Below are 26,843 nucleotides of genomic sequence, written 5' to 3' on the forward strand. Positions count from 1 at the left end.
TACCGGCGAGAAGTGCCCCGGATCGGCGACCTTTTCGCATTCCTCGCATTCAAAAACCGTTTCGGGGGTCGTGCGGGGGCGCCGGGTGGTACGCGGACGGCCCCGTCCCCGGTCGGGGACGGGGCCGTCTCGTTCCGGCCGTGCGGCGGGTCAGCCGCCCGTTCCGAAGGCCAGCGCCAGGTAGTCCTTGCCGAGCGAGGTCGACGCCTTGCGGGCGTAGATCGACGACATGTAGAGGTGGCCCTGGGAGTAGAGGAACTCCGCGCGCTCCGGCGACATCGACGTCTCCGCGTCGCGCACGTCCCGCGAGGCCGGGTTCTCCAGCAGCTTGGTCTGCTTGAAGCTGGTGCCGTCGATGCTGACGATCTGGCCGCCCTTGTCGTACGGCGGGCTCTTGTACGCGATGACGTCGCCGCCGTCCATGCGCAGCGGGTAGATGTGGTAGCCGTCGCCCGCGTCGGCGCGCTGACCGGTCTGCTTGCCGGTGCCGAGGTCGAAGGCGACGACCTCGTTGGTCTTGCGGAACTCCTCACTGCCGTCGTGATCCTCGGTGGGCACGTACAGCCGGTCGTTGCCGACCGCGAGGCCGTGGCAGTCCTCGACCCTGCTGATGCCGTCGCAGCGGGCCGCGTAGGTGTCGCCGGGCGCCGAGATGTGGGCGCGCAGCTTGCCGGTCCCGTTGTCGATGGAGAAGAAGTCCGAGATGCCGCTGCCGTCGCCCGCGCTCTGGCCGACGTCGGCGGCCACGACGAGCGGATCGGTCGAGACGATCGCGGCGTACTCGATGCCCTGCGACATCTTGTACTCCGAGATCACCTTGCCGGACTTCGGGTCGATGGTCTGTATGTGCAGCTGACGCTGCCCGTACTGGCCGCACTTGCGCACCGCGACCAGCTTCGCGCCGCCGCCGTACCCGGCGTCGTAGCAGGTGTCGGCCGCCTTCGGGGCCCACAGGACCTTGCCGTCGGCGATGTCGAAGGCGGCGCCGCCGCTGGTGCCGCCCACGGCGACCGTGGCGCCGCTGACGGTGACGTTGTCGAGCCTGACGAGCTGGTCACCGGACTTGACGGTCTGCGTCCACAGCTTCTTTCCGGCGTCGAGGTCGATCGCCGCGACCTGGCTGCAGCCGTGCGTGGGCTGGTCCTTGGTCGGCATGGCGGGCTCGTAGACGATCGCCGTCCGGTCGTCGGAGGTGGAGTGGATGCTGGCCTGGCACACCGGTCCGGGCAGCGCGATCGTCCACAGCTTGGTGCCCTTGTCCCGGTCGTAGCCGACGACCTCGGCGACGCCGGTCTTGACGTACGCCTTGTCGGTGAGCCAGGAGCCGCTGGTGGTGACCAGGTCGCTCACCTCGGGCATCGGCACCTGGTAGAGGACCTTGGCCGTCGGGTCGGACGGGGCCTTCTCGGTGCCGCCGGACGCCGGCTTGCCGTCGTCTCCCTTGCCGCCGGTGCCGCCGCTGGAGCTCGCGGTGTCCTGCTTGCCGCCGTCGGACCTGTGCGAGTACCAGATGCCGCTGCCGATGATGAGTGCGATCACGACGACGGTCGAGACGATCATCGCCACCTGGGCGTTGACCTTCCGGCCGCCGCCGGGTTGTACGGCCTGCGGCTGCACCGGCACGGTCGGCGGCTGGGCGGGGTAGCCGTATCCGGGCTGCTGGGCGCCGTACGGGTTCGGCTGACCGGCGGGGGGCTGGGCGTAGGGGTTCGGCTGCCCTCCCGGGTAGCCGTAGCCCGACGGGGGCTGCGGCGGTCCGGCCGGGGGCGGCGGCGTCTGCGGGGCGCCCTGCGGCGGCGGTGCCTGCGGGTAGCCGTAACCGGGCGCCGGCTGGGGGGACTTGGCGAGGTCCGGACCGCCCGCGGGCGGCGGCGTCTGCGGGGGCTGTGCGGGTGGCGCGGGCTGCGCGGGTTGCTGCGGCGGCTGGTTGGGCGGCGGGGGCGGCTGGGTCATGGCGAGTGCACCTCGGGGAAGCTGAGCGGGAGGGGACGACGGGGAAGCCTGGTGGCCGGAACGGCGTGCGGCGCCGGCCGCGTCGGACGCGGCCGGCCGGGCTCACTTGCCGTAGGCGAGCATCAGCTTCTCCTTCGTGTCGGCCTTTCCGCTCAGCCGGGTGGTGGAGAGGTAGAGGCGCCCGTCGACCCAGTCGACGGCCCGCGAGAAGAAGCCGTTCTCGATCGACGCGGTGCCCTCCGGGTTCTGCAGCAGCTTCACCGGGGTGTGGGCCGAGCCCGCCGTCGCCACGGACACGACCTGGCCGCCCTCGTCGTACGACGGCTCGACGTACACGACGAGCTGCCCGTTCTCCGCCTTGAGCGGCATCATCGAGGTGTCCGTCGGGGACTTGACGCGCCACTTCTCCTTGCCGGTGGCCAGGTTGAGGGCGACGATCTCGTTGGCGCCGGTGGTGACGTCGGTGGGCAGGTAGAGGGTGTCGGCGTCGGAGGCGACGGCCTGGCAGCCCTGGAGGTTGCGGGCGAGGATGGCCCAGCCGCACTGCGCGTTGAACTTCGCCTTGGTGTCCACCTGGGAACGGATGGCGCCGCCGCTGCCCAGCGTCGAGATGTTCCAGTGCTTCTTGTCCTCGTCCACCGAGTACAGGATCACCGGGTCGACGGAGTAGACCCGCTCGACCGACCAGTTCTTGGGGATCTTCTTGGTCCACCTGACCGCGCCGGTGGCGGGGTCGAGCTCCTGGACCTCGTCGTGCTCGTTGGAACCGCCGGCCCCGCAGGACGCCACCGAGATCAGCCGGGCGCCGCCCGCGAAGGCGCCGGGGAAGCAGGCGTCGCCGTAACGCTTCTTGTCGAACAGCTTCTTGCCGCTGCCGATGTCGTACGCCGTCCCCGACTGCGAGCGGCCCACCACCAGTGTCTTGCCGGCCACGGTCATCTCGATGCTGAGCGTGCTGTCGAACAGCTCGCCGTCCGCCACCTTGGCGGTCCAGCCCTTCGCCCCGGTGTTCAGGTCGATCTGCTGGAGCTGGTTGCACTTGGCGCGGTCGCTGCTGCCGCTCATGTAGGCCACGACCACCTTGTCGTCGGCCGTCTTCCGCGGTGTCACCGCGCAGATCTTCTCCGGGAACGTGACCGGTTCCCAGGTGGGCCTGCCGTCAGCGACGTTGTAGGCGAAGACCTGCTTGTACGCCGCCTTCACCGCCGCCTTGCCGGTGATCCACATGCCGGGGGCGTCGGCGCCGCCACCGGGCGCGGAGGGAGCCTCCTGGTACCAGAGCACCTTCGCCTCGCCGGACTTGCGGCCCGCGTTGAGGTCCTCCGTGTCCCCCTTGCCGTCGCCGCTGCCGTCCCCGGGGTCGACCGTGGCGTCGGAGGCGGCGGACTTCGAGGGCTTCGCGTCGTCGCTCGCCCCGGCGACCGGCTTCTTGCCGTCGTCGCCGCTGAAGGCCCACACGCTGACGCCGACGACGAGCAGGGCGGCCACAGCGGCGCCGATGACGGCCGCGGTCCTGCCCTTGAACGGGCTGCCGGAGCCGCCGGGGGGCGGGGTGCCGGGCGCGCCCGCGAAGTGCGGCTGCTGCGGATAGCCGTAGCCGGGCTGCCCGTACGGTCCCGGCTGCTGGGGCGGCCCGTACGGACCGGGCGCGGCGGGCGCGCCGTAGGGGCCGGGCTGGGCGTAGGGCCCGGGCTTCTGCGGGTAGCCGTAGCCGGGCTGGGGCTGCGGCGGTCCCGCGGGCGGGGGCGGGGTCTGCGGCGGCTGGGCCGGGGGCGGGGGCGTGGCCTGGCGCGGGTCCTGGGGGGCGCCGAAGCCGCCCTGGGCCGGCGGGTTCTGGGCCGGCGGAGTCTGTGGGGGCGGGGGCGGAGGCTGCGGGGGACCGAAGCCGCCGGACTGCGGAGGCTGGTCCTGCGGCTGCTGCGGCTGATCCTGCGGTGCTCCGAAGCCGCCCTGGGGCGGCTGGCTGGGCGGCTGAGACATCAGCGCGCGTCCCCCTCAATCACTGCTTTTTAGCCACGCCCTGAGGTACTCGACGCACCCAGAGCCGTCCGGGAAAGTTCCCGGACGGCTCATTCTTATCACTCGCAACCTGGCCGTCACCGGCTCGCGTCGGCCCCTGTTCCCAAGGGAGGACCGGGCCGTGACGCGCCCGTTATGCGTGGCGGGCCCGGGGGGACTTCCCTCCAGGAAACCGACACGTCCCGTTCACACAGCACGCGCGCCCGCCCCCGACGCGCCCCGCCGTAACGCTACGCGTCCTCGGCGAGTTCGAGCCAGCGCATCTCCAGTTCCTCCCGCTCCCCCGCCAACGCGCGCAGCACGGCGTCGAGTTCGGCGACCTTCGTGAAGTCGGTGGCGTGCTCGGCGATCCGCGCGTGCAGTGTGGACTCCTTCTCGGAGATGCGGTCCAACTGCCGCTCGACCTTCTGCAGTTCCTTCTTCGCGGCGCGCAGTTCGGCGGCGCTCCGCTCGGGCGCGGCCTGCGCGGCGGCGGGCGCAGGGGCCGGGGCGGCGGCCGCGGCCTGCTGCTCCATCCGCTGCCGCCGCTCCAGGTACTCGTCGATGCCGCGCGGCAGCATCCGCAGCGCGCCGTCGCCGAGGAGCGCGTACACCGTGTCGGTGGTGCGCTCGACGAAGAAGCGGTCGTGGGAGATGACGATCATCGAGCCGGGCCAGCCGTCGAGGAGGTCCTCGAGCTGGGTGAGGGTCTCGATGTCGAGGTCGTTGGTGGGCTCGTCGAGGAAGAGCACGTTGGGCTCGTCCATGAGCAGGCGCAGCAGCTGCAGCCGCCGCCGCTCACCGCCGGACAGGTCGCCCACCGGCGTCCACTGCTTCTCCTTGCCGAAGCCGAACGTCTCGCAGAGCTGCCCGGCGGTCATCTCCCGCCCCTTGCCGAGGTCGACGCGCTCACGCACCCGCTGCACGGCCTCCAGGACCCGCCAGTCGGGGTCGAGTTCGGCGACCTCCTGGGAGAGGTAGGCGAGCTTGACGGTCCTGCCGACGGCGATCCGCCCGCCGACGGGCTGCGCCTCGCCCTCGGTGCGGGCGGCGTCCGCCATGGCCCGCAGCAGGGAGGTCTTCCCTGAGCCGTTGACGCCGACGAGGCCGATCCGGTCGCCCGGGCCGAGCTGCCAGGTGATGTGCTTGAGCAGCACCTTCGGCCCGGCCTGGACGGTGATGTCCTCCAGGTCGAAGACCGTCTTGCCGAGGCGGGAGGAGGCGAACTTCATCAGCTCGCTGCTGTCGCGGGGCGGCGGCACGTCGGCGATCAGCTCGTTGGCGGCCTCCACCCGGAAGCGGGGCTTGGAGGTGCGGGCGGGAGCGCCGCGCCGCAGCCAGGCCAGCTCCTTGCGGATCAGGTTCTGCCGCTTGACCTCCTCGGTGGCGGCGATGCGTTCGCGCTCGGCGCGGGCGAAGACGTAGTCGGAGTAGCCGCCCTCGTACTCGTACACGGCCCCGCGCTGCACGTCCCACATGCGGGTGCAGACCTGGTCGAGGAACCACCGGTCGTGGGTGACGCACACCAGCGCGGAGCGGCGCTCGCGCAGGTGCCGGGCCAGCCAGGAGATGCCCTCGACGTCGAGGTGGTTGGTGGGCTCGTCCAGGACGAGCAGGTCCTGCTCCTCGATGAGCAGCTTGGCCAGCGCGATCCGCCGCCGCTCGCCGCCGGACAGCGGTCCGATGACGGTGTCGAGGCCCTTGGGGAAGCCCGGCAGGTCGAGCCCGCCGAACAGTCCGGTCAGTACGTCCCTGACCTTGGCGTTGCCCGCCCACTCGTGATCGGCCATGTCCCCGATGACCTCGTGGCGGACGGTGGCCTCCGGGTCGAGGGAGTCGTGCTGGGTGAGCACACCGAGCCGCAGTCCGCCGGAGTGCGTGACGCGTCCGGTGTCGGCGCCCTCCAGCCTGGCCAGCATCCGGATCAGCGTGGTCTTGCCGTCACCGTTGCGCCCGACGACCCCGATCCGGTCCCCTTCGGACACACCGAGCGAGACACCGTCGAGCAGGGCACGTGTGCCGTACACCTTGCTGACGTTCTCGACATTGACCAGGTTGACGGCCATTTCACTCCTGTGCGCGGGGGTCGGTCAGCTTTCTAGCGTAGGGCCTCGGAGGAAAGGGCCCGACCGTCGCGCTGTCGTCACTCTTTGTGATGACATGATCGGGATACGGCCGCTACGGTGGAAAGGCAGACAGCAGGATCCCGTCCATGGGAGGAACTATGACTGCCGAGTCCGTGAAGCAGCACAGCCACTGGCCGGTGCCGCCGCTGGACGGCTACACCGTGGACGACCTGTTCACGCTGCCTGATCTCCCGCCGCACACCGAGTTGCTCGACGGGAGCCTGGTTTTCGTGAGTCCGCAGCGCCGCTTCCACTTCCTCGTGATCGACCTGTTGGTCAACGGCCTACGCAGCTCTCTTGGCCCGGAGTTCAGTGTCGAGCGGGAGATGACCGTCGTCCTCGACGACCGCAACGGCCCCGAACCCGATATCAGCGCGGTGCGGGCCGACGCGGTCACCGGGCTGGACCAGACCAGTTTTCGGGCCGAGGACGTCCTGCTCGCCGTGGAGGTCGTCTCTCCCGACTCGGAATCCCGCGACCGCACGACCAAGCCGCAGAAATACGCCGCCGCAGGGATCCCGAACTTCTGGCGCGTCGAGCAGAACGGAACCGCCGGCGGACCCGTCATCCACGTCTACGAACTCGACCCTATGACGCAGGCATACGTGCACATGGGCGTCCACCGTGAGCGGATCAAGGTCGACAAGCCCTGCGCCATCGACATCGACCTGACGGCCATCGACGGGCTCTGAGCCGCACGGCCCCGTCAGAGCACCGTCGCGCCCGGCGCGGGCGCCGACGCCGTACGCACCGAACGGCATGTCCCTGACGCGCGCAGCGCCTCGGCCACCGTCTCCGCCGACTCCGCGTCCGCCACCAGGAACGCCGTCGTCGGCCCCGACCCCGAGACCAGGCCCGCCAGGGCCCCCGCCGCACGCCCAGCCGCGAGCGTGTCCGCGAGGGACGGGCGGAGGGAGAGCGCGGCGGGCTGGAGGTCGTTGGAGAGCGCGGCGGCGAGCGCGGCGGTGTCGCCCTTCTCCAGGGCGGCCAGCAGGTCCTCGGAGGCGACCGGTTCGGGAATCTCCGTGCCTTCGGCCAGCCGGTCGAACTCGCGGAACACCGCCGGGGTGGACAGCCCGCCGTCCGCCATCGCGAACACCCAGTGGAAGGTGCCGCCGACCTCCAGCGGGCGCAGCTTCTCCCCGCGCCCGGTGCCCAGCGCCGCCCCGCCCACCAGGCTGAACGGCACATCGCTGCCCAACTCGGCGCAGATGTCGAGGAGTTCGTCGCGGGAGGCGTTCGTGCCCCACAGCGCGTCACAGGCCACCAGCGCGCCCGCGCCGTCCGCGCTGCCGCCGGCCATGCCCCCGGCGACCGGGATGTCCTTGGCGATGTGGATGTGCACGTCGGGGCTGCGGCCGTGAAGCTCGGCGAGGGCGAGGGCGGCGCGGGCGGCGAGGTTCGTACGGTCCAGGGGGACCTCGGCGGCGTCCGGGCCCGCACAAGTCACGCGGAGCTCGTCGGCCTCGGTGACCGTGACCTCGTCGTACAGGCCGACCGCGAGGAAGACGTTCGCCAGGTCGTGGAAGCCGTCGGGGCGGGCGGCGCCGACCGCGAGCTGGGCGTTGACCTTGGCCGGGACGCGTACGGTGACGCTCACTTACCGGCCTCCTTGTGCTCGGCGATCCGTGCGAACTCCGCCACCGTCAGCGACTCGCCCCGCGCCTGCGGGGAGACCCCGGCGGCGACCAGGGCCGCCTCCGCCGCCGCGGCGGAACCGGCCCACCCGGCGAGCGCGGCCCGCAGGGTCTTGCGGCGCTGGGCGAAGGCCGCGTCGACGACGGCGAAGACCTCGCGCTTGGTGGCGGTGGTCGCGACCGGTTCCTTGCGCCGGACCAGGGACACCAGCCCGCTGTCGACGTTCGGCGCGGGCCAGAAGACGTTGCGGCCGATGGCCCCGGCCCGCTTGACCTCGGCGTACCAGTTGGCCTTCACGGACGGCACGCCGTACACCTTCGAGCCGGGCGCCGCCGCGAGCCGGTCGGCGACCTCCGCCTGCACCATCACGAGGGTGCGCTCGATGCTCGGGAAGGTGCCGAGCATGTGCAGCAGGACGGGCACGGCCACGTTGTACGGGAGGTTCGCGACCAGGGCGGTGGGCGCGGGGCCCGGCAGCTCGGTGACGTGCATCGCGTCGGAGTGGACCAGCGCGAACCGGTCGGCGCGCTCCGGCATGCGGGTGGCGACGGTCACGGGCAGCGCGGCGGCGAGCACGTCGTCGATCTCGACGGCGGTGACCCGGTCGGCGGCCTCCAGCAGGGCGAGGGTGAGGGAGCCGAGCCCCGGGCCGACCTCGACGACCACGTCCTCGGGTTGGACGTCGGCGGTGCGGACGATGCGGCGGACGGTGTTCGCGTCGATCACGAAGTTCTGGCCGCGCTGCTTGGTGGGGCGTACGCCGAGCGCGGCCGCCAGTTCGCGGACGTCGGCGGGACCCAGAAGGGCGTCGGGGACGGGGCTGCTCACGGCACAAGGGTACGGGGACGCGGACGACCCGCTCGCCACGGCCACCGGGGACGGGGCCGACCCGCCCCCGCCCCGGGCGGGACCCACCCGCGACCGGCCGGGGCGAGGCCTACCAGCGACCGGCCGAGGGGCAAGGCCTACCAGCGACCGGTCGGGGCGGGGCCCACCCGCAAGGTCCTCCGGAGCGGAGGCCGGCGCGCGGAGGTCCGGCACGGGGGACGGCTCGCCCGCCCCCGCTGCCCGCGCGGAAACCAACGCCCAGGGACATCGCGCAGGGATGCCGGCGAGGCCGCCCCGCAGGCCCCGGCTCACCCGCCCCAGCCACCCGCGCGCGCAGGACACAGCGCGAAGGAACGGCGCCCAAGAGGCCGACCCGCGGCGCTCCGGCACGCGGCCGACCGGCGACCGCCCAGGCGCGAGGCCGCCCCGCGGGCGTCAGGAGCCGAGGCCGCCGCACGGGAACGGCGCACGGAGGCAGGCACGGGGGACGGCTCCGCCCGCGACCGCCCGGAACGAGGCCAACCGGCGACTGTCCGGGGGGCCGATCCCCTCGCCCGGGGGGCCGACCGACCCGCGACCACCCAGGGGCGGGGCAGGCTCGCAGGCGTCCGCGGGCGGGCCGACCCGCGCCGCCCTGGGCGGAGGTCGGGGCGGTGTGGAGGGCGGTGTTCGCTGTTCGCCTACCCCCGCAGGCGGTCGCCGCAGTGGGGCCAGGCGCTTGGGCCGTGGCTCACGTACAGCTTTTTCGCCCGGTAGGTCTGCTCCTCGGCCGGGGCGTCCTGGGGGCGGCCTCTGCCGCCGAGGCGGTGCCAGGTGCCCTCGTCGAACTGGTACAGACCGCCGTACGTGCCCGAGGGGTCCACGGCATCCGCCCTGCCGCCGGACTCGCACTGCGCCAGCGCCTGCCAGTCCAGGTGGTCGGCGCCCCGCACCGACCGCGGGCGGGCCCTGGTGCCGACCTTCACGATCTGTGTCCGCGGCGCCCGCACCACCTCCGACTCCACGTGCCACGGCCGCTGCCGCACACCGTTGACCGTGCGCACGGAGTACGTGACCCGGCGCACTCCGGGTTGTCCGGCCCGCTCGACGACCTCCGTCCCCTTGAACAGGGACGGGTCGGTGGTGCGCCGCACGGCGAACGGGATGACCTCCTCGCGCACCTCCCGGCTCCCGGTGATCCGCAGCACGGTGACCGTCTGCCCGTCGCGCGGGAAGCTGGACGGCGCCACGGACGTGGTGTCCTGGCCGCGCAGGGTGACCCCGGCCTCCGCCACCGCCTCCCGCACGGTCGCCGCGTTGGTGCGGACGGTGCGGGCGCGGCCGTCCGCCATGACGGTCACCGAACGTTCGGTGCGCACGTCCAGCGCGAGCCCGGCGCGTCCGATGGGCTGCGAGCGCGCGGCCGACAGATACGCGCCCTCCGCGCGCACACCCCACTGCCTGAGCGCCTCCTCGACCGTGCGCGCCGTCGTCCACACCTCGCGGCGCTGCCCGTCGAGCGTCAGCCGCACCGGCCGCCCGCGGCGCACGGTGATCTCGTCACCGCTGGTGAGCGCGGTCCCGGGGGCGGGCAGCACCACGTCGTGCGGCCCGAGCCGCACGCCCTCGTCGGCCAGCACTCCGGAGACGTCGTCGGCGAACGTGTGGAGGGTGCGCCCGCCGCCGTCGACGCTGAGCTCGATCGCCTTGTCCGTGGCGAGGAACGCGGTGGTCCCGCCCGCCAGGAACGCGACGACCAGCGCGCGGGGCAGCAGCCGGCGCACACACACCTCCGGCCGCTCGGCGTACCGCGCCCAGCGCCGCCGCGCGCCCCGATGCGTTCCGCCGCCGCCCGTGACGCTCCCCGTACCGCTTCCGGTCCGGCGGATCTGCCGGGGCAGTACCGGCTGGGTGGGCTCGTGGGCGGCGGACCGGCGGACGGCCTCGTAGGCGGGCCGGTAGGTGTCCGCGTACGGCGACCCCTGCGGTCCGTACGGCAGGGTCTGCGCGGTGTGCACGTCGTGGTGGACAGCGGCGTGCTCGTACTGCCGGTACGCGTCGTACTGGTGCGGCCAGCCGTACTGGCCGCACTGCTGCTGGTACTGGTGGCCCTGCTCGTACGAGTCACCGCCGTACTGCTGATACGGGTTGCACGGGCTGTACGGGACGTGGGAGTGGTACCAGCCGTACCGGTGGTCCCCATCGAAACCCTGGTACCCCTCGTACAGGCCGTGCTGCTCGTACTGCTCGTACGGGTTGTAAGGCCCGTAGGGCTCATACGCCTCGCGGTTCTCGTATGCGCCGTACGCCTCGTAGGTCTCGTACCGCAGATCGCTCACGCGGCCAGAACCTAGCGGAGCGCCCGTCACTCTCCAAAGCGCTCCGAGTACGCTCAGTAGCCGAAGGCGCGGGAGGTGTTGACCGCGAGCGCCGTCGCCAGGGTGTCCTCGTCGATGCCGCGCACGGCGGCCATCGCACGCACCGTGACCGGAACGAGGTACGGGGCGTTGGGCCGTCCGCGGTACGGCGCCGGGGTCAGGAAGGGCGCGTCGGTCTCCACCAGGACCAACTCCAGCGGGGCCACGGCGAGGGCGTCCCGCAGGTTCTGGGCGTTCTTGAAGGTGACGTTGCCGGCGAAGGACATGTAGTAGCCGGCGCGGGCGCACACCTCCGCCATCTCCGCGTCGCCCGAGTAGCAGTGGAACACCGTCCGCTCGGGGGCGCCCTCCTCCTTGAGGACGCGCAGGACGTCGGCGTGCGCGTCCCGGTCGTGGATGACGAGTGCCTTGCCGTGCCGCTTGGCGATCTCGATGTGGGCGCGGAAGGAGCGCTCCTGGGCGGCCTTGCCCTCGGGGCCGGTGCGGAAGTAGTCGAGCCCGGTCTCGCCGACGCCCTTGACCTGGGGCAGCGCGGCCAGCCGGTCGATCTCGGCCAGAGCCTCATCGAGCGCGGCGTCCCCGCCCGGCTCGCGCGCCCCCTGCCGCGACCATCCGTCCGGGTCGCCATGGACGATGCGCGGCGCCTCGTTCGGGTGCAGGGCGACCGTCGCGTGGACGCTGTCGTACGCCGCGGCCGTCTCGGCGGCCCATCGCGAGCCGCCCAGGTCGCAGCCGACCTGGACGACCGTCGTCACGCCCACCGACGCGGCCCTGGCCAGGCCCTCCTCGACCGTGCCGGACTGCATGTCGAGGTGCGTGTGGGAGTCGGCGACCGGTATCCGGAGCGGCTCCGGAAGCGGGGGCGCCGCGTTCTTGTCGGCGTTCGAAGGCATGACCCGATCCTACGGAAGGGGCCGGACGTCATCCTTCGCCGTTCGCCGGCGGGAGGGACGCGCCCTCCTCGGCCCGACTGCCCGACTCCTCAGCCCGCCTTGCGGTGGAAGGGGTGCAGCAGGTCCGACAGGTGCCAGTGGTGGTCACCGTGGCCGACGCGGTCCCTGTGGGCCTCCTGCGCGCGGTCCGCCGCCTCCTCCCCGGGCGGGGACGTCTCTCCCCGGGCCGCCACGGGTACCGCCGGACGGTGCCGCGGCTCCTCGTGCCGGTGCTCATGCCGGTGCTCGTGCCGGTGCTCCTCGTGCTGGTGCAGATGGCTCTGCGCGGACGACACCCGCCCGGCCCGCATGATCCGGACGACGTGACCGTCGCAGTTCTGGCAGTTCGGCCGGCTCAGCGGGGACGGCACGACACGGCCGTCCGCCACGTACCGCACGCACTCGTTGCCGTCGCCGTCCGTGTAGTGCTCTATCTCGTACGACTGCTCCCACCCGTGCCCGCACCTCATGCAGGCGAAGGAGTAGGACTCGTTGACGACGGCGGTGGCCGTACCGCGGTGGGCGAAGCCCCGCCCTTCGATGTCGCTCATGCCAGCTCCTCGTGTCCGCGTGTCCGCTGGACAAAAGGGACGGTTGCCGTCCCGCCGTCCAGTGAACTCCTCCGCCGACGGCCACGCACACGGCCTGGGGAGTGTTGGAGGCGTTTTGGGCCCCGCTTGCCAAAGGGTCCCTCCGACGGCCGAAGTCCCTTTGCCTTCCCGGACGGCTCTTTGCCGCTCCATGGGGCGGCCGCTCATGAGAGATGCGCCCTGCTCAGAGGGGGTGTGAGCGGGTCTCACGCCTCCGCGCGCTTGGCGGCGACCACCGCGTCGAACACTTCCCGCTTGGGCACCCCGGCCTCCACCGCGACCGCCGCGATGGCCTCCTTGCGGCGCTCCCCGGCCTCCTCGCGCACCCGCACCCGCCGCACGAGCTCGTCGGCGCCGATCTCCTCGGGCCCCTTCTCCGGCGCCCCCTCGACCACGACGGTGATCTCGCCGCGCACGCCCTCGGCGGCCCACGCGGCCAGCTCCCCGAGCCCGCCGCGCCGCACCTCCTCGTAGGTCTTGGTCAGCTCCCGGCAGACGGCGGCCCGCCGCTCGGCGCCGAACACCTCGGCCATCGCCGCCAGCGTGTCGTCGAGCCGGTGCGGGGCCTCGAAGTAGACCAGCGTGCGCCGCTCGTCCGCGACCTCCCGCAGCCGGGTCAGCCGCTCGCCCGCCTTGCGCGGCAGGAACCCCTCGAAGCAGAACCGGTCGACCGGCAGCCCGGACAGCGCCAGCGCGGTGAGCACGGCGGAGGGGCCGGGTACGGCCGTCACCCGGACGTCCTGCTCCACGGCGGCCGCGACCAGCCGATAGCCCGGGTCGGACACGGACGGCATGCCCGCGTCCGTCACCAGCAGCACGCGCGCCCCGCCGAGCAGCTCCTCGACCAGCTCCGGGGTGCGGGCGGACTCGTTGCCCTCGAAGTACGACACCACGCGCCCCTTGGGCGTGACGCCGAGCGCCTGGGTGAGCCGGCGCAGCCGCCGGGTGTCCTCCGCCGCGACCACGTCCGCGCCGGCCAGCTCCTCGGCGAGCCGGGGCGGCGCGTCCTGGACGTCGCCGATGGGGGTGCCCGCCAAAACAAGGGTTCCAGTCACGCGTCCCATCCTCTCAAGTGCCGTCGCGGGCGAACGCGTCCCGGCCCGTACGGGCCATGCGCGGGACTCACACGGAACGGTTCCCTACGATGGCGCGGTGACCAGTACCGCGTCCCACACGGACACCCGGCAGGGCCCGGCCCCGCACGACCAGCGGCCGACATGGCAGCAACGGCTGCGCCGCTTCGGCCACTTCGCGGGGCCCGCAAGCGGCGAGAAGGGGGTCGTCGACCGTCTGGTGCCGCCGTACGCGCAGCCCGGCGGGCGCCTGTGGGCGGCCCTCGGCGTCCCGCGGACCGTCGCCGACCGGATCGTGCGCTGGTCCGGCTGGGGCGGCCCACTGCTGGTCACCCTGGTGGCGGGCGTGCTGCGGTTCTGGAACCTGGGCAGCCCGAAGGCGGTGATATTCGACGAGACCTACTACGCCAAGGACGCGTGGGCGCTCGTCCACCGCGGCTTCGAGGTCAACTGGGACAAGAACGCCAACGACCTGATCCTCAAGACCGGCGGGCACGTCCCCATCCCCACTGACGCGGCGTATGTGGTGCACCCGCCGGTCGGCAAGTACGTGATCGGCCTCGGCGAGCTTCTCTTCGGGTTCAACCCGTTCGGCTGGCGCTTCATGACGGCCCTGCTCGGCACGCTGTCGGTGCTGATGCTGTGCCGGATCGGGCGGCGCCTGCTGCGCTCCACCTTCCTGGGCTGCCTGGCGGGCGCGCTGATGGCGGTGGACGGCCTGCACTTCGTGATGAGCCGGACCGCGCTGCTCGACGGCGTGCTGATGTTCTTCGTGCTGGCCGCCTTCGGCTGCCTGCTGATCGACCGCGACAGGTCCCGGGCGAAACTCGCGGCCGCGCTGCCGGCCGACGCCGACGGGCGGGTGCGGCCCGACGCGTACACGGCCGAGACGACCCGTCTCGGGCTGCGCCCCTGGCGCTGGGCGGCGGGCCTCATGCTGGGCCTGGCGTTCGGCACCAAGTGGAACGGCCTGTACATCCTGGCCGCGTTCTGCGTGATGGCCGTGCTGTGGGACGTGGGCGCCCGCAAGGTGGCCGGCGCCTGGCACCCGTACTCGGCCGTGCTGAAGCGGGACACCGGCATCACGTTCCTGGCCACCGTCCCGGTCGCGATCGCCGTCTACCTGGTCTCCTGGATCGGCTGGATCCGCTCCCCCGCCAACGGCAGCGGCGGCTACTTCCGCGACTGGGCCGCGACCGACGGCAGGGGCAGCGGCTTCTCCTTCCTGCCCGACTGGCTGCGCAGTCTGTGGCACTACGAGCACGAGGTCTTCAAGTTCCACGTCGGTCTGTCCTCGCCGCACAACTACCAGTCCAACCCGTGGAGCTGGATCGTCGACGGCCGCCCGGTCTCGTACTTCTACGAGTCGCCCTCCCCCGGCACCGCGGGCTGTCCCACTAACGCCGCCGGCAAGTGCGCCCGCGAGGTCCTCGCCATCGGCACGCCGATGCTGTGGTGGGCGGCCTGCGCCGCGCTGGTGTACGTCCTGTGGCGCTGGTTCTTCCGCCGCGACTGGCGCGCGGGCGCCATCGCCTGCGGCGCCGCCGCCGGCTACCTGCCCTGGTTCATGTACCAGGAGCGCACGATCTTCTTCTTCTATGCCATCGTCTTCCTGCCCTTCCTCTGCCTGGCGGTGGCGATGCTGATCGGCGCGATCGTGGGCCCGCCCGGCTCCTCGGAAACCCGCCGGGTCGCGGGCGCGACCGGCGCGGGCGTCCTGTTCCTGCTGATCGCGTGGAACTTCGTCTACTTCTGGCCGCTGTACACGGGCACGTCGATCCCGATCGACTCGTGGCGTTCAAGGATGTGGCTGGACACCTGGGTCTGACCTGGTCATCGGTGGTGCCCGGGGGTCCTCGGTTGCCGGGGGCCCCGACCGGATGAACCATGGCATAGGTACGGCTTCACCCGCTTCGAGCCGGTTCAGGCAACTTCGAGCAGTTCGAGCAACTTCGAGCCACTGAGGATGGGGTTTCCCGAGGCTTGCACGTGCGACCTGTGGAGGACTCATGCACACGACTCGATCCCGTGCCCGTTTCGCCGCCGTCTGCGCCACCGCCCTGTGCGTCACGGGTGCCCTGTCGCTCCCGGCCCTCGCTTCGTCGTCGCCCTCGCCGTCGGCGGTCTCCGCGCTGGACAAGCAGTTCCTGGCCGCGGCCCATCAGGGGAACCTGTGGGAGATCACGACCGGCGAGCAGGCCCAGAGCGCCGCGACCACCGCCTGCGTCAAGCGGGTCGGGCGCGACTTCATCCGCGACCACCGCACCCTTGACGCCGGTGTCGTGAAGACCGCGACACGACTCGGCGTGACACTGCCGTCCGGGCAGACGGAGGCGCAACTGAGGCAGACCGCCGACCTCAAGCGCCTCGCCGGGACACGCGCGTACGACGCCGCGTGGCTCAAGGCCCAGTACCCCGCCCACGTGCAGACCCTCGCGCTCATCGACAAGGAGATCGCCTCGGGCGCCAACCCGGTCGTGAAGTCCCTGGCCAAGAGCGCCCGCCCGGTGGTCGCCCGCCACACCGAGATGGTCAACCACGGCATGTGCCACGCGTAGACGCCGTCGGCTCACGGATGTGGGCCCGAGTCAGCCGGCTGATCACGGTCAGCCGGCTGATCACTGTTCGGACACCATTCGAAAACAGCCCCGTGGGTTCTCCTGCGGCCGCTTACAGTCGGTGGGCCGCAAACGGGGAGGGAGCGTTTCCATGCGCAAGGGGGTCAAGGCCGCCGTCATCGGTGGGGTGTTCGCCGTGATGATCGGCGGGGCGGGGTACGGGACGTACAACTTCGTGTCCGCGCTGAACGGGAATGTGAACGGAGACTCGGTGGGCGGCAGCGGGCCGGCGCCGGTCAGGACCGGGCCGCCGAGCCGGGGCGAGGTGAAGGAGACCTCGGCGAAGTTCTTCGCGGCCTGGGAGAAGGACGAGCCCGCCGAGGCCGCCTCGTACACCAACTTCCCCGATGCGGCAGAGCAGTTGCTCACGGCCTACGGACACGACGCGCACATCACCAAGGTGAAGATCACCCCCGGTACCGTCTCCGGGGCCACCGTGCCCTTCTCGGTCAAGGCCACCGTGTCGTACGGCGGCAAGTCCAAGCCGCTGGCCTACGCCGGCCGGCTGAGCATCGTGCGGGGCGTGTCCACCCATCAGCCGCTGGTCGACTGGGAGCCCTCCGTCCTCCACCCCGACCTGGTCAAGGGCGACACCCTCGTCACCGGGGAGTCGCCGTCCCCGCCGATCGAGGCCGTCGACCGCAACAACACCGTGCTGACCAAGGACGACTACCCCTCGCTCGGGCCGATCCTGGACGAGCTGCGGGCCAAGTACGGCGACAAGGCGGGCGGCGAGCCGGCGGTCGAGCTGAGCATCCGGCACGAGGACTCCGGCGCCGCCGACACTCCGCTGGTCACCCTCGCCAAGGGCCGGCCGGGCAAGCTGCGCACCACCCTCAGCGCGAGTGCGCAGGCGGCGGCCGAGCAGGCCGTGCAACGCTACGCCGAGTCGTCCGTGGTCGCCGTGAAGCCGTCCACCGGCGAGGTGCTCGCGGTCGCCAACCACCGGGCCGACGGCTTCAACGCGGCCTTCCTCGGCCGGCTCGCGCCCGGCTCCACCATGAAGATCATCAGCGCGGCCACCCTCATCGACACCGGGCTCACGACGGCCGCCGGTCCCGCGCCCTGCCCGAACGAGGCGGTGTGGCAGAGCCAGACCTTCCACAACCTCAAGAACATGGCGCCCAACGAGCGGGCCACCCTCTCGGAGAGCTTCGCCCGGTCCTGCAACACGGCGTTCGTGAAGTACGCGGACGACGTCCAGGTGGACTCGCTGACCAAGGAGGCCGAGGAGCGTTTCGGGCTCGGCCGGGACAACTGGAAGGTCGGCATCCCCTCCTTCGACGGCTCCGTCCCCGCGTCCGGCGGCCCGGACACCGCGGCCAACCTGATCGGACAGGGCCAGGTCCAGATGAGCCCGCTGAACATGGCGTCGGTGACGGCGACCGCGATGACCGGGGCCTTCCGCCAGCCCGTCATCGTGTCCACGCGGCTCGACGGCCGTCCGCTGGCGCAGGCCCGGGGCCTCTCGGCGAGCACGGTCGCCCAGCTCCGGCAGATGATGAACCGCACGGCCGTCAGCGGCACCGCCGCCCCGGCGATGTCCGGGCTCGGCGGCAGCATCGGCGCGAAGACCGGCTCCGCGGAGGTCGACGGCCAGGCCAAGTCCAACAGCTGGTTCACCGGCTACCGCAACGACATGGCAGCCGCCGCCGTGACCCAGGAGGGCGGCCACGGCGGCGACGCGGCGGGCCCGATCGTGGCATCGGTACTCCGCACAGCGAGCTGACGCTCCCACCCTGCCGATCCGCCCACCTGGCCGAGCCGCGCGCCCGACCGGTCCGTATCGCCCGACCGAGTCCGCAAGCCTGGCGAAGCCGGCGCCCGACCGGTCCAGGGGACCGGTGGGTCCGGAGCGCCGGACGGTCCGGAAGGCCGGACGGTCCGCAAGGCCGGAAGGCCGGAAGGCCGGAAGGCCGGAAGGCCGGAAGGCCGGTCGGCCCGGCCGGTCCGGACGGCCGGAAGGCCGGAAGGCCGGTCGGCCCGGCCGGTCCGGACGGCCGGAGAGCCATGGGACGGGACCGCGGAGTACCGGCGCACCGCCAGGCCGGCGGCCCGGAGAGCCGGGCGGACGGCCGGTGAGCCTGACGGCCAGACGGCCGAGGGACCGAAGAACCACGGGCCGGACGGCCGGCTTGTGGTCGTCCTGTGGATTGGCCCGAGTTCCCAGCGGGACCGGCGCCCCCGGCGGGGCCCTCACCACCGCCCCGGCGAAACCTGCTCCCCTGTACCGGGACTCGGCCCCGCCCCGGCGAGGCCCGGCCCGCCCCGGACGCCACCGGACTCCCCCGGGGGCCGGGTCGAGCCTCCGGGGCTGGATCGGGCCCCTGCCCCCGCCCCCGCGGGGCCCGGCCCGCCCGGACGGTACCGGGCTCCCCCGGGGCCGGGACGAGCCCCCGGACTGGATCGAGGCTGCTCTGCCCCGGGCTGGATCGGGACCATCCCCCTCTCCCACCAGGCCCCCCAACCCTCCCGGGACCCGGACCCGTCCCAGCCGGAACCGGGACCCCGTCCCAGCCGGGGGACCGGATCAGGCGCCCGCCCCGTGGGTGCATCCGGGGGAAGAAGCCCTATGGTGGGGCGGTCATTGAGGATCGTGGGGGCGGTGGGGCGGCGGGGGCCCCGGGGGATTGGCGGAGGACGGAAGGCAGTGGGGAAGAGAAGGCGCGTCGCCGAGCGACGGAAGAGGACTCCGGCCGTGGTCGGCGGGGTGATCGCCGTCGTCGTCGGCGGGGCCGGCATCGGCGCCTACGCGCTGTACGGCGGCGGTGCGGCGGCCGACGACCGGCCGCACACGACGTCCGGCCCGGGCGGGACGGAGAAGAAGACCGGCCCGCTGTCGGCGGCCGAGGTGCAGACCGCGGCCGAGGGGTTCCTCACGGCCTGGCAGCAGGGCAAGCCCGCCGACGCGGCCGCCGCGACCAGCGACGCCTCCGCGGCCACCGCCCTGCTGACCGGCTACGCGAAGGACGCGCACCTGAAGGACGTCACCCTGACCGCGGGCACCGCCACGGGCGACAAGGTGCCGTTCTCCGTGAAGGCCACGGTGTCGTACAAGGAGCTGACCAAGCCGCTGGCGTACGACAGCGCGCTGACCGTCGTCCGGAACGACACGGACGGCGAGCCGGTCGTGGAGTGGCATGCCGCCGTCGTCCACCCCGACCTGAAGGACGGCGACACCCTGGTCACCGGGGAGTCCGGCACCGCGCCGGTCAAGGCCCTGGACCGGAACGGCGCCGAGATGACCACCGCCCAGTACCCGTCGCTGGGCCCGGTCCTGGACGGGCTGCGCGAGAAGTACGGCGCCACGGCCGGCGGCAGCGCGGGTGTGGAGCTGCGCGTGGTCCGCGGCAAGGAGTCGAAGAAGGCCGACCTGTCCGACAAGACGCTCGTCGAACTGAGCAAGGGCACACCGGGCACGGTGAAGACGACGCTGAGCCCGTCCCTCCAGGCGGCGGCCGAGAAGGAGGTGTCGAAGACCGACCGCGCCTCCGTGGTCGTGATGCGTCCGTCGACCGGCGAGATCCTGGCGGTGGCGAACTCCAACCGCGGCTTCAACACCGCCTTCCTGGGTTCTCTCGCCCCCGGCTCCACGATGAAGATCATCACCTCGTCGATGCTCTTCGAGAAGGACCTGGCCTCGGTCAACAAGCCGCACCCCTGCCCGAAGACGTACACCTACGGCGGCTGGAAGTTCCACAACGACCAGGACTTCGAGATCAAGGGCGGCACCTTCAAGGCCAGCTTCGCCCGCTCCTGCAACACCGCCTTCATCAGCCAGGCGAAGAAGCTGAAGGACTCCGACCTGACCCAGCAGGCCCAGCAGGTCTTCGGCCTGGCGATGGACAACTGGGCGATCGGTGTGCCGTCCTTCGACGGCGCGGTGCCGGTGCAGACGGCCGCCCCGATGGGCGCCTCCCTCATCGGGCAGGGCGGCGTCCGCATGAACCCGCTGAACATGGCGTCGGTGGCCTCGACGGTCAAGGCGGGCGTCTTCCACCAGCCGTACCTGGTCTCCCCGGACGTCGACCACCGCAAGCTGGCCACGGCCTCCCGGACGATGTCCGCCTCCACCCTGTCCCAGTTGCGCGAGGTGATGCAGTACACCGCCGCGTACGGCACGGCCGCCCAGGCCATGGCCGGACTCGGCCCTGACTACGGCGCGAAGACGGGCTCCGCCGAGGTCGACAACCAGAAGAAGCCCAACGGCTGGTTCACCGCCTACCGGGGCGACCTCGCGGCCGCGGGCGTCGTGCAGAAGGGCGGGCACGGCGGCGACACCGCCGGTCCGATAGTGGCGTCCCTGCTGAAGGCCGGGAGCTGACGGCGGCCGAGTGGGCCCGCGGAGACCGGCGGCGTCACCCGTGGGCGAGCGCCGCCGGTGACGCCGCCGCCCGGTAGGTCCGCTTCAGGAACCTGTGCACCGTCTTCGTCTCGAGCTGCACCACCGAGACACCGCGCGTGGAATGGAACTCGATCACGGCCTGCACCCGCCCGCAGGGCCACACCCGCACGTCACCGCTGCCGGCCGGGGCGCGCAGCCCCTGTTCCAGCAGTGACCGGGGGAAGGTCCACTCGTGCGGGCCGGGCAGGTCGACCATGACGGCGCGCGGATCCTGAAGGGAGTCGTAGCGAAGGACGACCGGGACGGCCCCGACATCATCGAGAACGTCTTCCGTGAGGATGTGGGCTTGTGCGTGCTGTTCGACCACCGACATCGGACGACCCCTAACGCTGTGTGACCTGTGCGAGGGCTGGACATCCGCTTTCCCTCCAATGTCGCATATTTCCAGGATTCCGCTTCCCGAACGTTCCGATCCGGCGCACATCAACGACGCACTCGCTCTTGCAAGCGCTTCGCAACAAGCCTCTATCATCGAACGGTGCATGTGCCTGACGGATTCATCAACGCGCCCACATCCGCCGTCACCGGAGTCGTCGCCGCCGGCGCCGTCGCCGTGAGCCTGCGCGGTGCGCGCCGGGAACTCGACGAACGGACCGCGCCGCTGGCCGGTCTCGTCGCGGCGTTCATCTTCGCCGTGCAGATGCTGAACTTCCCCGTCGCGGCCGGCACCAGCGGCCACCTGCTCGGCGGGGCCCTGGCCGCGATACTCGTGGGCCCCTACACCGGCGTTCTGTGCGTCAGTGTCGTCCTGCTCATGCAGGGCATCCTCTTCGCCGACGGCGGCCTGACCGCGCTCGGCGTCAACATCACCGACATGGCGATCGTCACGACGGTGGTGGCCTACGCCGTCTTCCGCGGACTGGTGAAGGTGCTCCCGCGGCGCCGCAGCTCCATCACGGCGGCCTCCTTCGCCGCCGCGCTCCTCTCCGTCCCCGCCGCCGCCGTCGCCTTCACGCTGATCTACGCGGTCGGCGGCACCACCGACGTGGCGATCGGCAAGGTCGCCACCGCCATGATCGGCGTGCACGTCCTCATCGGCATCGGCGAGGCCGCGATCACCGCGCTGACCGTGGGCGCCGTCATCGCCGTACGCCCGGACCTGGTGTACGGCGCGCGTGGCCTGGAGCAGCGCCTGAAGCTGCGGGTGAACGGCGAACTCGTCGACGCCCCCGAGCCCGAGCCGGAGCCCGTGCCGGCCGCCGCCCGATCCCATCGCAAGCTGTGGCTCACCGGCCTGGTCACCTCCCTCGTCCTCGCCGGATTCGTCAGCTTCTATGCCTCGGCCAACCCCGACGGTCTGGAGAAGATCGCCCACGACCAGGGCATCGACAAGAAGGAGGAGCCGCACGCCGCCGCCGACTCCCCGCTCGCCGACTACGGGGTGAAGGACATCGCCGACGCCCGGCTGTCCGGCGGGCTCGCGGGCGTGATCGGCGTCGGGGCGACCGTCGTCGCAGGCAGCACGGTCTTCTGGGTGGTCCGCAGGCGGCGTACGGCCGCCGAGCCGTCCGCTCCCTCCTCCCGGGCCGCCTGACATGGGGGCGGGTCACGCGCACCGGTTGTACCGGCACGGGCACTCGCCCGTGCACGCGCTGCCGCCGCACACCAAACTGGCCGCCTCCTTCGCCTTCGTCGTGGTCGTGGTGTCGACCCCGAGGGAGGCGATGTGGGCGTTCGCCGTCTACGCCGTCCTGCTCGCCGTCGTCGCCTCCGTGGCCCGCGTGCCCGCCGGCTTCCTGCTCAAGCGGCTGCTGATCGAGGTCCCGTTCGTCGCGTTCGCGGTGCTCATGCCGTTCGTGGCCCAGGGCGAACGGGTGGACGTGCTCGGAATGTCCCTGAGCGTGAACGGGCTGTGGGGCGCCTGGAACGTGCTCGCCAAGGGCACCCTCGGCGTCGCCGCGTCCGTCCTGCTGGCGAGCACGACCGAGTTGCGCGAACTGCTGCTCGGCCTGCAACGCCTGAAGCTGCCGCCCCTGCTGGTGCAGATCGCGTCCTTCATGATCCGCTACGGCGACGTCATCGCCGACGAGATGCGGCGGATGCGGATCGCCCGAGAGTCGCGCGGTTTCGAGGCGCGCGGTGTCCGGCACTGGGGCGTGCTCGCCAAGTGCGCGGGCGCGCTGTTCATCCGCTCCTACGAGCGCGGGGAGCGTGTGCACCTGGCCATGGTGAGCCGGGGCTACGCCGGTTCGATGCCGGTCATCGACGAGGTGACCGCGTCCCGGGCCCAGTGGTCGTACGCCCTGGCCCTCCCCTGTGCCGCGTTCGCCGTCTGTCTGCTGGGATGGATCCTGTGACAGCTTCTCTGGAGGTCTCCGGCCTCGCCTTCGCCTACCCCGACGGCCACCAGGCCCTGTTCGGCGTCGACTTCAGCATCGGGCGGGGCGAACGGGTCGCGCTGCTCGGCCCCAACGGCGCCGGGAAGACCACGCTGGTACTGCATCTGAACGGCATCCTGGGCGGGGGCACCGGGACGGTGACGGTCGCCGGGCTGCCGGTCGGCAGGAAGCACATGGCCGAGATCCGGCAGAAGGTCGGCATCGTCTTCCAGGACCCGGACGACCAGTTGTTCATGCCGACCGTGCGGGAGGACGTGGCCTTCGGGCCCGCCGCGAACGGACTCAAGGGACCGGAGCTCCAGGCCCGGGTCGCCACGGCCCTGGAACAGGTCGGCATGGGGGAGTTCGCCGACCGCCCGCCGCACCACCTCTCCTTCGGCCAGCGCCGCCGGGTCGCGGTGGCGACCGTCCTCGCCATGGAGCCGGAGATCCTGGTCCTGGACGAGCCCTCGTCCAACCTGGACCCCGCCTCGCGCCGTGAACTGGCCGACATCCTGCGCTCGTTGGACGTGACCGTGCTCATGGTCACCCACGACCTGCCGTACGCGCTGGAGTTGTGCCCGCGCGCACTCATCCTGAGCGACGGCGCGATCGCGGCCGACGGGCCGACCGGCGAACTGCTCGCCGACGACACACTGATGCGCGCCCACCGCCTGGAGCTGCCCTTCGGCTTCGACCCGCGGTCCGTGTCGATGGGCGCGTGAAGGGCCGGGAGGCGGCGTCGGAACGCCGCCCGGGGTGAGCAGAGGACCGGCCGGCACTGACATAACGATCGTGCCAAGCCGATCCGCCGCAGGAATCGCAGGCCGGGGCCGCCGGTTGCACCCACTGTCGCAGGCGAAGAGCGGGAGGAATGGCGGACGTGGACGTGGACGTGCACGGCACAGTGGCCGAGGGCTTCGAGCCGGTCGGGGAGGCGTTCGCGGCGAACTTCGCGCTGCGGGGCGAGCGGGGCGCCGCGGTGGCCGTGTACCGGGACGGGCACCGGGTCGTGGACCTGTGGGCGGGAACGCGTGACGTCGACGGCACGGCCGGCTCGGCGCCCTGGGAGCGGGGCACCGCGCAGATCGTGCGCTCGGCGACCAAGGGCGTCGCCGCGGCCGTGCTCCTGCTGCTGCACCAGCGCGGGGAGCTGGACCTGGACGCGCCGGTGGGGGCGTACTGGCCCGAGTTCAAGGCGGCGGGCAAGGAGCGGACCCTGGTCCGCGACCTGCTCTCGCACCGTGCGGGCGTCCCCGTCCTCGACCGGCCGCTGACACCGGAGCAGGCCGCCGATCCGGTGCTGGGCGCGGAGGCGGTCGCCGCGCAGGCACCGGTCTGGGAGCCGGGCACGGACCACGGCTACCACGCGCAGACGTACAGCTGGCTGACCGGCGAGCTGGTGCGGCGGATCACGGGCCGCACGATCGGCGAATGGATCGCGCGCGAGGTGGCCGGACCGGTCGGCGCCGACCTGTGGGTGGGGCTGCCGGCGGGCGAGAGCGGGCGGGTGGGCCGCGTGGGCCAGGTGCAGCCCCCGCGCTCGGCGACGGGCCTTCGCACCCGGCCCAAGCGGTCCGTGGCCGAGGCGTACGCCGACCCGCAGTCGCTGACCCGGCGGGCGTTCGCAGCGATCACCCCGCTGCCCGACGAGAACGACCCCGCCTACCGCGCGGCGGTCCTGCCCGCGGCCAACGGCATCGCCACGGCCGACGGGCTGGCCCGCTTCTACGCGGCGCTCATCGGCGAAGTGGACGGCGGCACCCGCCTGTTCACCCCGCGGACCATGGAACTGGCCCGCACGGAGCACTCCGCCGGGCCCGACCGCGTACTGGTGGCCCCCACCCGCTTCGGTCTCGGCCACATGCTGCACAGCCCGGCGTCGCCCCTGCTCGGCCCCGGCTCCTTCGGCCACCCCGGCCGCGGCGGCGCCCTGGCCTTCGCGGACCCGGACGCGGCCGTCGCCTTCGCCTACATCACCAACGGCTTCCACCCCAACGTGACGGCGGACCCGAGGGCGCAGGCCCTGGTCCACGCGGTGCGGACGTCCCTGGCGTAGTCCTTCCCGGCGGGAGTGTCAGACGTGGATAGGCTGCGACGTGCGGCCCGAGGCCTCGTCGATCTCGCCGTGCGCCTTGGTCAGAAGCTGCATCGCGAGTTCGTTCAGGGCCCTCGCCCCGGCGATCTCCTCGCCGACCCGCGGCTGGTCGGAGTCGGTGCGGTGGCGGCTGGCCCTGCCGTGGGCGCGGACCTCGCTGCCGTCGGGCAAGCGGACCATCGCCGCCGCCCGGGTGTGCTGGCCGTCCTCCTGGAACTCCAGCTCGATGTGCCATCCCACAACGGTCTTCATCATGGCGGTCACCTCCGGAACACCTGATTCCAGGGTGCCTCTCGGCCGCCGCCCGCGCACCCAAGGAGCCCGCGCTACCCGGTGTGCAGCATCAGCCCGATGCCGACGACCAGCAGCCCGGCGGCCGCGATCCGCGGCGCCCCGAAACGCTCCTTGAAGAACACGGCGCCGATCGCGGCGCCCACGATGACCGACGTGAAGTTGCTGAACAGCTTTCTCTGCCTGGCAGGAGCCGCCAGCCTACGGACCGCGTAGACAGTAGGGGATGACGGGACTACCCGCCTGCGATGAGCAGGCGATATCCGTAGTCCATGGTTTGCTGAGCCAGCAGGTCGGCGTGGCGGCGGTGCCAGGTGCCGGATGCGAGGTCGGCGCGGAGCCGGGCGATCGCTGGCTCTACGACGGACGGCGGCAGCTGCGCAAAGGTGGAGCTGGCCTGGCGGATGACCGGGTCGAGGTAGCACTCCGGTCGGCGCCAGTAGGCGCACTGGAAGCCGTCGGTGAAGTCGTGCGGGATGGAAAGGGGCAGCACGGTGTGCGCGTCGAGCGCGTCGGCGACCTCGGTCACAGGGGTGAAGCGGGCGTGGTCCAGCTCACGGATCTCCGGCAGGTACTCCTCAAGCAGCCACAACTCCGGTCGGTGCGTGGGATCCCAGGTGAAGACGACCTGCCTGTCAGCGACGCGGCGCAGTTCGCTGAGTCCGCGGTGCAGGTCGGGCCAGTGGTGGACGGTCATGATGGCCATGGCCGCGTCGAAGGAGCCGTCCGTGAACGGAAGGGCTTCGGCTGCAGCCTTTACCTTGTTCATCCCGAGATGTTGGCCGAGCATGACCTCGGAAGGATCGACAGCGGTCACGCTGACGCCTTCCGGCTCGTAGGAGCCAGTGCCGGCGCCGACATTGACAACCGTGCGGGCGCCTTCCAGTGCCTGGCCGATGAGAGCATGCAGGCGGGGGTCAGGGCGTCGGACTTCGCTGTATCCGATACCGATGCGGTCGTAGGTCGCCGACGGACGGTCGGCAGCGGCGGTGTCCATGGGGTCAAGCCCAGCAGATCGAATGGGCGGAAGACCAAAGATTCAGAGATTCAGCGCGGGCCAGATGTTGATGTTCCGACCGAGCATGACCGAGCGTGCGGGCATGGCGCAGAGGAGCTGCGGTACGCACGGGTATTCGACACGATGCCCCGGCGCGGACGTGACCGGTACGGGGCAGCGAGAATCCACGCATCACAACGACAAAGCCGAGGGAGAACCCGTGAACAGACCGGTCCCGCGCCGCGCCACGGTCCTGTATGCGATATCCGCGAGCTGCGCGGTCATCGGCGCCCTGCTGTGGGTGCGCGGCCAGACCAGCGCGCTCCCCAGGGGCTACGGGGCCTTCCTGGCAGCCGATGGCTACACCTCGTCAGCTTGGCGGGTGTGGTCACCGGCGGTGCCCGAAGAACGTCTTGGCCTGTACCTCATCGTGGCCGGGCTGGTGCTGGCTGTGGCGGCGCGCCTGTTCTCCATCCGGCACGACTGAGCAGCGCCAAGATCACGCGACTGAGCTCAGCCAACACCCGGTGACTCTGCCTGTGGGCCCAGGTCCACGACCGGCGCCTCTACGAGGTCATGCCGCCACCGGTCACGGCGTCATCCTGATCGTTACGCCCACCA

22 protein-coding genes and 1 pseudogene are annotated in these 26,843 nt (G+C 72.2%); 10 read left to right on the plus strand and 13 right to left on the minus strand.

Annotated features, from left to right (window positions below):
• Positions 1–150: 150 nt before the first annotated feature.
• The 3 genes from ACF09J_RS13355 to ACF09J_RS13365 all read right to left on the minus strand — a co-directional run bounded on the left by ACF09J_RS13355 (position 151) and on the right by ACF09J_RS13365 (position 6,017).
• Positions 151–1,953: a PQQ-binding-like beta-propeller repeat protein gene (locus ACF09J_RS13355; RefSeq protein WP_392305533.1), complete on the minus strand. Its 1,803-nt coding sequence runs from the start codon at positions 1,951–1,953 to the stop codon at positions 151–153.
• 102 nt (positions 1,954–2,055) lie between these two features.
• The gene (locus ACF09J_RS13360) at positions 2,056–3,933 is read right to left on the minus strand and encodes a PQQ-binding-like beta-propeller repeat protein (RefSeq protein ID WP_392305534.1); all 1,878 of its coding nucleotides are present in this window, start codon (positions 3,931–3,933) and stop codon (positions 2,056–2,058) included.
• A 269-nt stretch (positions 3,934–4,202) separates the two neighbouring features.
• Positions 4,203–6,017 carry an ABC-F family ATP-binding cassette domain-containing protein gene (locus ACF09J_RS13365; RefSeq protein ID WP_392305535.1) on the minus strand — a complete coding sequence of 605 codons (1,815 nt, stop codon included), beginning with the start codon at positions 6,015–6,017 and terminating at the stop codon, positions 4,203–4,205.
• A 158-nt stretch (positions 6,018–6,175) separates the two neighbouring features.
• Between ACF09J_RS13365 and ACF09J_RS13370 the strand changes: the two genes are divergently transcribed.
• Positions 6,176–6,769, plus strand: coding sequence for a Uma2 family endonuclease (locus ACF09J_RS13370; protein ID WP_392305536.1), 594 nt, complete (start codon positions 6,176–6,178; stop codon positions 6,767–6,769).
• 14 nt (positions 6,770–6,783) lie between these two features.
• Here the strand turns inward: ACF09J_RS13370 and ACF09J_RS13375 are convergent, their stop codons facing one another.
• The 6 genes from ACF09J_RS13375 to rsmI form a co-directional block, all read right to left on the minus strand.
• A complete protein-coding gene (locus ACF09J_RS13375) occupies positions 6,784–7,677 on the minus strand; it encodes a 4-(cytidine 5'-diphospho)-2-C-methyl-D-erythritol kinase (RefSeq protein ID WP_392305537.1) in 894 nt (297 codons plus the stop codon).
• On the minus strand, positions 7,674–8,543 hold the full coding sequence (rsmA, locus tag ACF09J_RS13380; RefSeq protein WP_392305538.1) for a 16S rRNA (adenine(1518)-N(6)/adenine(1519)-N(6))-dimethyltransferase RsmA: 870 nt from the start codon (positions 8,541–8,543) through the stop codon (positions 7,674–7,676). The genes ACF09J_RS13375 and rsmA overlap by 4 nt, the downstream gene beginning before the upstream one ends.
• A 680-nt stretch (positions 8,544–9,223) precedes the next feature.
• Positions 9,224–10,540, minus strand: coding sequence for a ubiquitin-like domain-containing protein (locus ACF09J_RS13385; protein ID WP_392305833.1), 1,317 nt, complete (start codon positions 10,538–10,540; stop codon positions 9,224–9,226).
• Positions 10,541–10,914: 374 nt separating this feature from the next.
• A complete protein-coding gene (locus ACF09J_RS13390) occupies positions 10,915–11,793 on the minus strand; it encodes a TatD family hydrolase (RefSeq protein WP_392305539.1) in 879 nt (292 codons plus the stop codon).
• An 89-nt stretch (positions 11,794–11,882) separates the two neighbouring features.
• Positions 11,883–12,383: a hypothetical protein gene (locus ACF09J_RS13395; protein ID WP_392305540.1), complete on the minus strand. Its 501-nt coding sequence runs from the start codon at positions 12,381–12,383 to the stop codon at positions 11,883–11,885.
• Between the two features lie 245 nt (positions 12,384–12,628).
• Positions 12,629–13,477 carry a 16S rRNA (cytidine(1402)-2'-O)-methyltransferase gene (gene rsmI / locus ACF09J_RS13400; protein ID WP_392305541.1) on the minus strand — a complete coding sequence of 283 codons (849 nt, stop codon included), beginning with the start codon at positions 13,475–13,477 and terminating at the stop codon, positions 12,629–12,631.
• Positions 13,478–13,574: 97 nt separating this feature from the next.
• Here rsmI and ACF09J_RS13405 point away from each other — a divergent pair, with 97 nt between their 5' ends.
• From ACF09J_RS13405 to ACF09J_RS13420, 4 genes are all read left to right on the plus strand, one after another.
• Entirely contained in the window at positions 13,575–15,323 is a 1,749-nt protein-coding gene (locus tag ACF09J_RS13405) for a dolichyl-phosphate-mannose--protein mannosyltransferase (RefSeq protein WP_392305542.1), read from the plus strand.
• Between the two features lie 181 nt (positions 15,324–15,504).
• A complete protein-coding gene (locus ACF09J_RS13410; RefSeq protein WP_392305543.1) occupies positions 15,505–16,053 on the plus strand; it encodes a DUF4142 domain-containing protein in 549 nt (182 codons plus the stop codon).
• Between the two features lie 151 nt (positions 16,054–16,204).
• Positions 16,205–17,842 carry a penicillin-binding transpeptidase domain-containing protein gene (locus ACF09J_RS13415; RefSeq protein WP_392305544.1) on the plus strand — a complete coding sequence of 546 codons (1,638 nt, stop codon included), beginning with the start codon at positions 16,205–16,207 and terminating at the stop codon, positions 17,840–17,842.
• 921 nt (positions 17,843–18,763) lie between these two features.
• Positions 18,764–20,437 (plus strand): penicillin-binding transpeptidase domain-containing protein, encoded by a 1,674-nt coding sequence (locus ACF09J_RS13420; RefSeq protein ID WP_392305545.1) that lies wholly within the window; start codon positions 18,764–18,766, stop codon positions 20,435–20,437.
• Between the two features lie 34 nt (positions 20,438–20,471).
• Here ACF09J_RS13420 and ACF09J_RS13425 read toward each other — a convergent pair whose 3' ends face one another.
• Complete coding sequence (locus ACF09J_RS13425; protein ID WP_392305546.1) at positions 20,472–20,831, minus strand: SsgA family sporulation/cell division regulator; 360 nt, start codon at positions 20,829–20,831, stop codon at positions 20,472–20,474.
• 165 nt (positions 20,832–20,996) lie between these two features.
• Here ACF09J_RS13425 and ACF09J_RS13430 point away from each other — a divergent pair, with 165 nt between their 5' ends.
• The 4 genes from ACF09J_RS13430 to ACF09J_RS13445 all read left to right on the plus strand — a co-directional run bounded on the left by ACF09J_RS13430 (position 20,997) and on the right by ACF09J_RS13445 (position 24,895).
• Complete coding sequence (locus tag ACF09J_RS13430) at positions 20,997–22,052, plus strand: energy-coupling factor ABC transporter permease (RefSeq protein WP_392305547.1); 1,056 nt, start codon at positions 20,997–20,999, stop codon at positions 22,050–22,052.
• Between the two features lies 1 nt (position 22,053).
• Positions 22,054–22,815 (plus strand): cobalt ECF transporter T component CbiQ, encoded by a 762-nt coding sequence (gene cbiQ / locus ACF09J_RS13435; RefSeq protein ID WP_392305548.1) that lies wholly within the window; start codon positions 22,054–22,056, stop codon positions 22,813–22,815.
• Positions 22,803–23,561, plus strand: coding sequence for an energy-coupling factor ABC transporter ATP-binding protein (locus tag ACF09J_RS13440; RefSeq protein WP_392305549.1), 759 nt, complete (start codon positions 22,803–22,805; stop codon positions 23,559–23,561). Before cbiQ ends, ACF09J_RS13440 begins: the two co-directional genes overlap by 13 nt.
• Before the next feature lie 164 nt (positions 23,562–23,725).
• On the plus strand, positions 23,726–24,895 hold the full coding sequence (locus ACF09J_RS13445; protein WP_392305834.1) for a serine hydrolase domain-containing protein: 1,170 nt from the start codon (positions 23,726–23,728) through the stop codon (positions 24,893–24,895).
• 18 nt (positions 24,896–24,913) lie between these two features.
• On the opposite strand, the gene ACF09J_RS13450 is transcribed toward ACF09J_RS13445, so the two are convergent.
• The 3 genes and pseudogenes from ACF09J_RS13450 to ACF09J_RS13460 form a co-directional block, all read right to left on the minus strand.
• Positions 24,914–25,189 carry a DUF1876 domain-containing protein gene (locus tag ACF09J_RS13450; protein ID WP_392305550.1) on the minus strand — a complete coding sequence of 92 codons (276 nt, stop codon included), beginning with the start codon at positions 25,187–25,189 and terminating at the stop codon, positions 24,914–24,916.
• Positions 25,190–25,260: 71 nt separating this feature from the next.
• Positions 25,261–25,383, minus strand: a pseudogene (locus tag ACF09J_RS13455) (EamA family transporter); the annotation flags it as partial.
• A 77-nt stretch (positions 25,384–25,460) separates the two neighbouring features.
• Positions 25,461–26,222, minus strand: coding sequence for a class I SAM-dependent methyltransferase (locus tag ACF09J_RS13460; RefSeq protein ID WP_392305551.1), 762 nt, complete (start codon positions 26,220–26,222; stop codon positions 25,461–25,463).
• Positions 26,223–26,442: 220 nt separating this feature from the next.
• Between ACF09J_RS13460 and ACF09J_RS13465 the strand changes: the two genes are divergently transcribed.
• Entirely contained in the window at positions 26,443–26,709 is a 267-nt protein-coding gene (locus tag ACF09J_RS13465; protein WP_392305552.1) for a hypothetical protein, read from the plus strand.
• Positions 26,710–26,843: the final 134 nt, after the last annotated feature.

Source organism: Streptomyces sp. NPDC014889, from assembly GCF_043081205.1.
Lineage (GTDB): Bacteria > Actinomycetota > Actinomycetes > Streptomycetales > Streptomycetaceae > Streptomyces.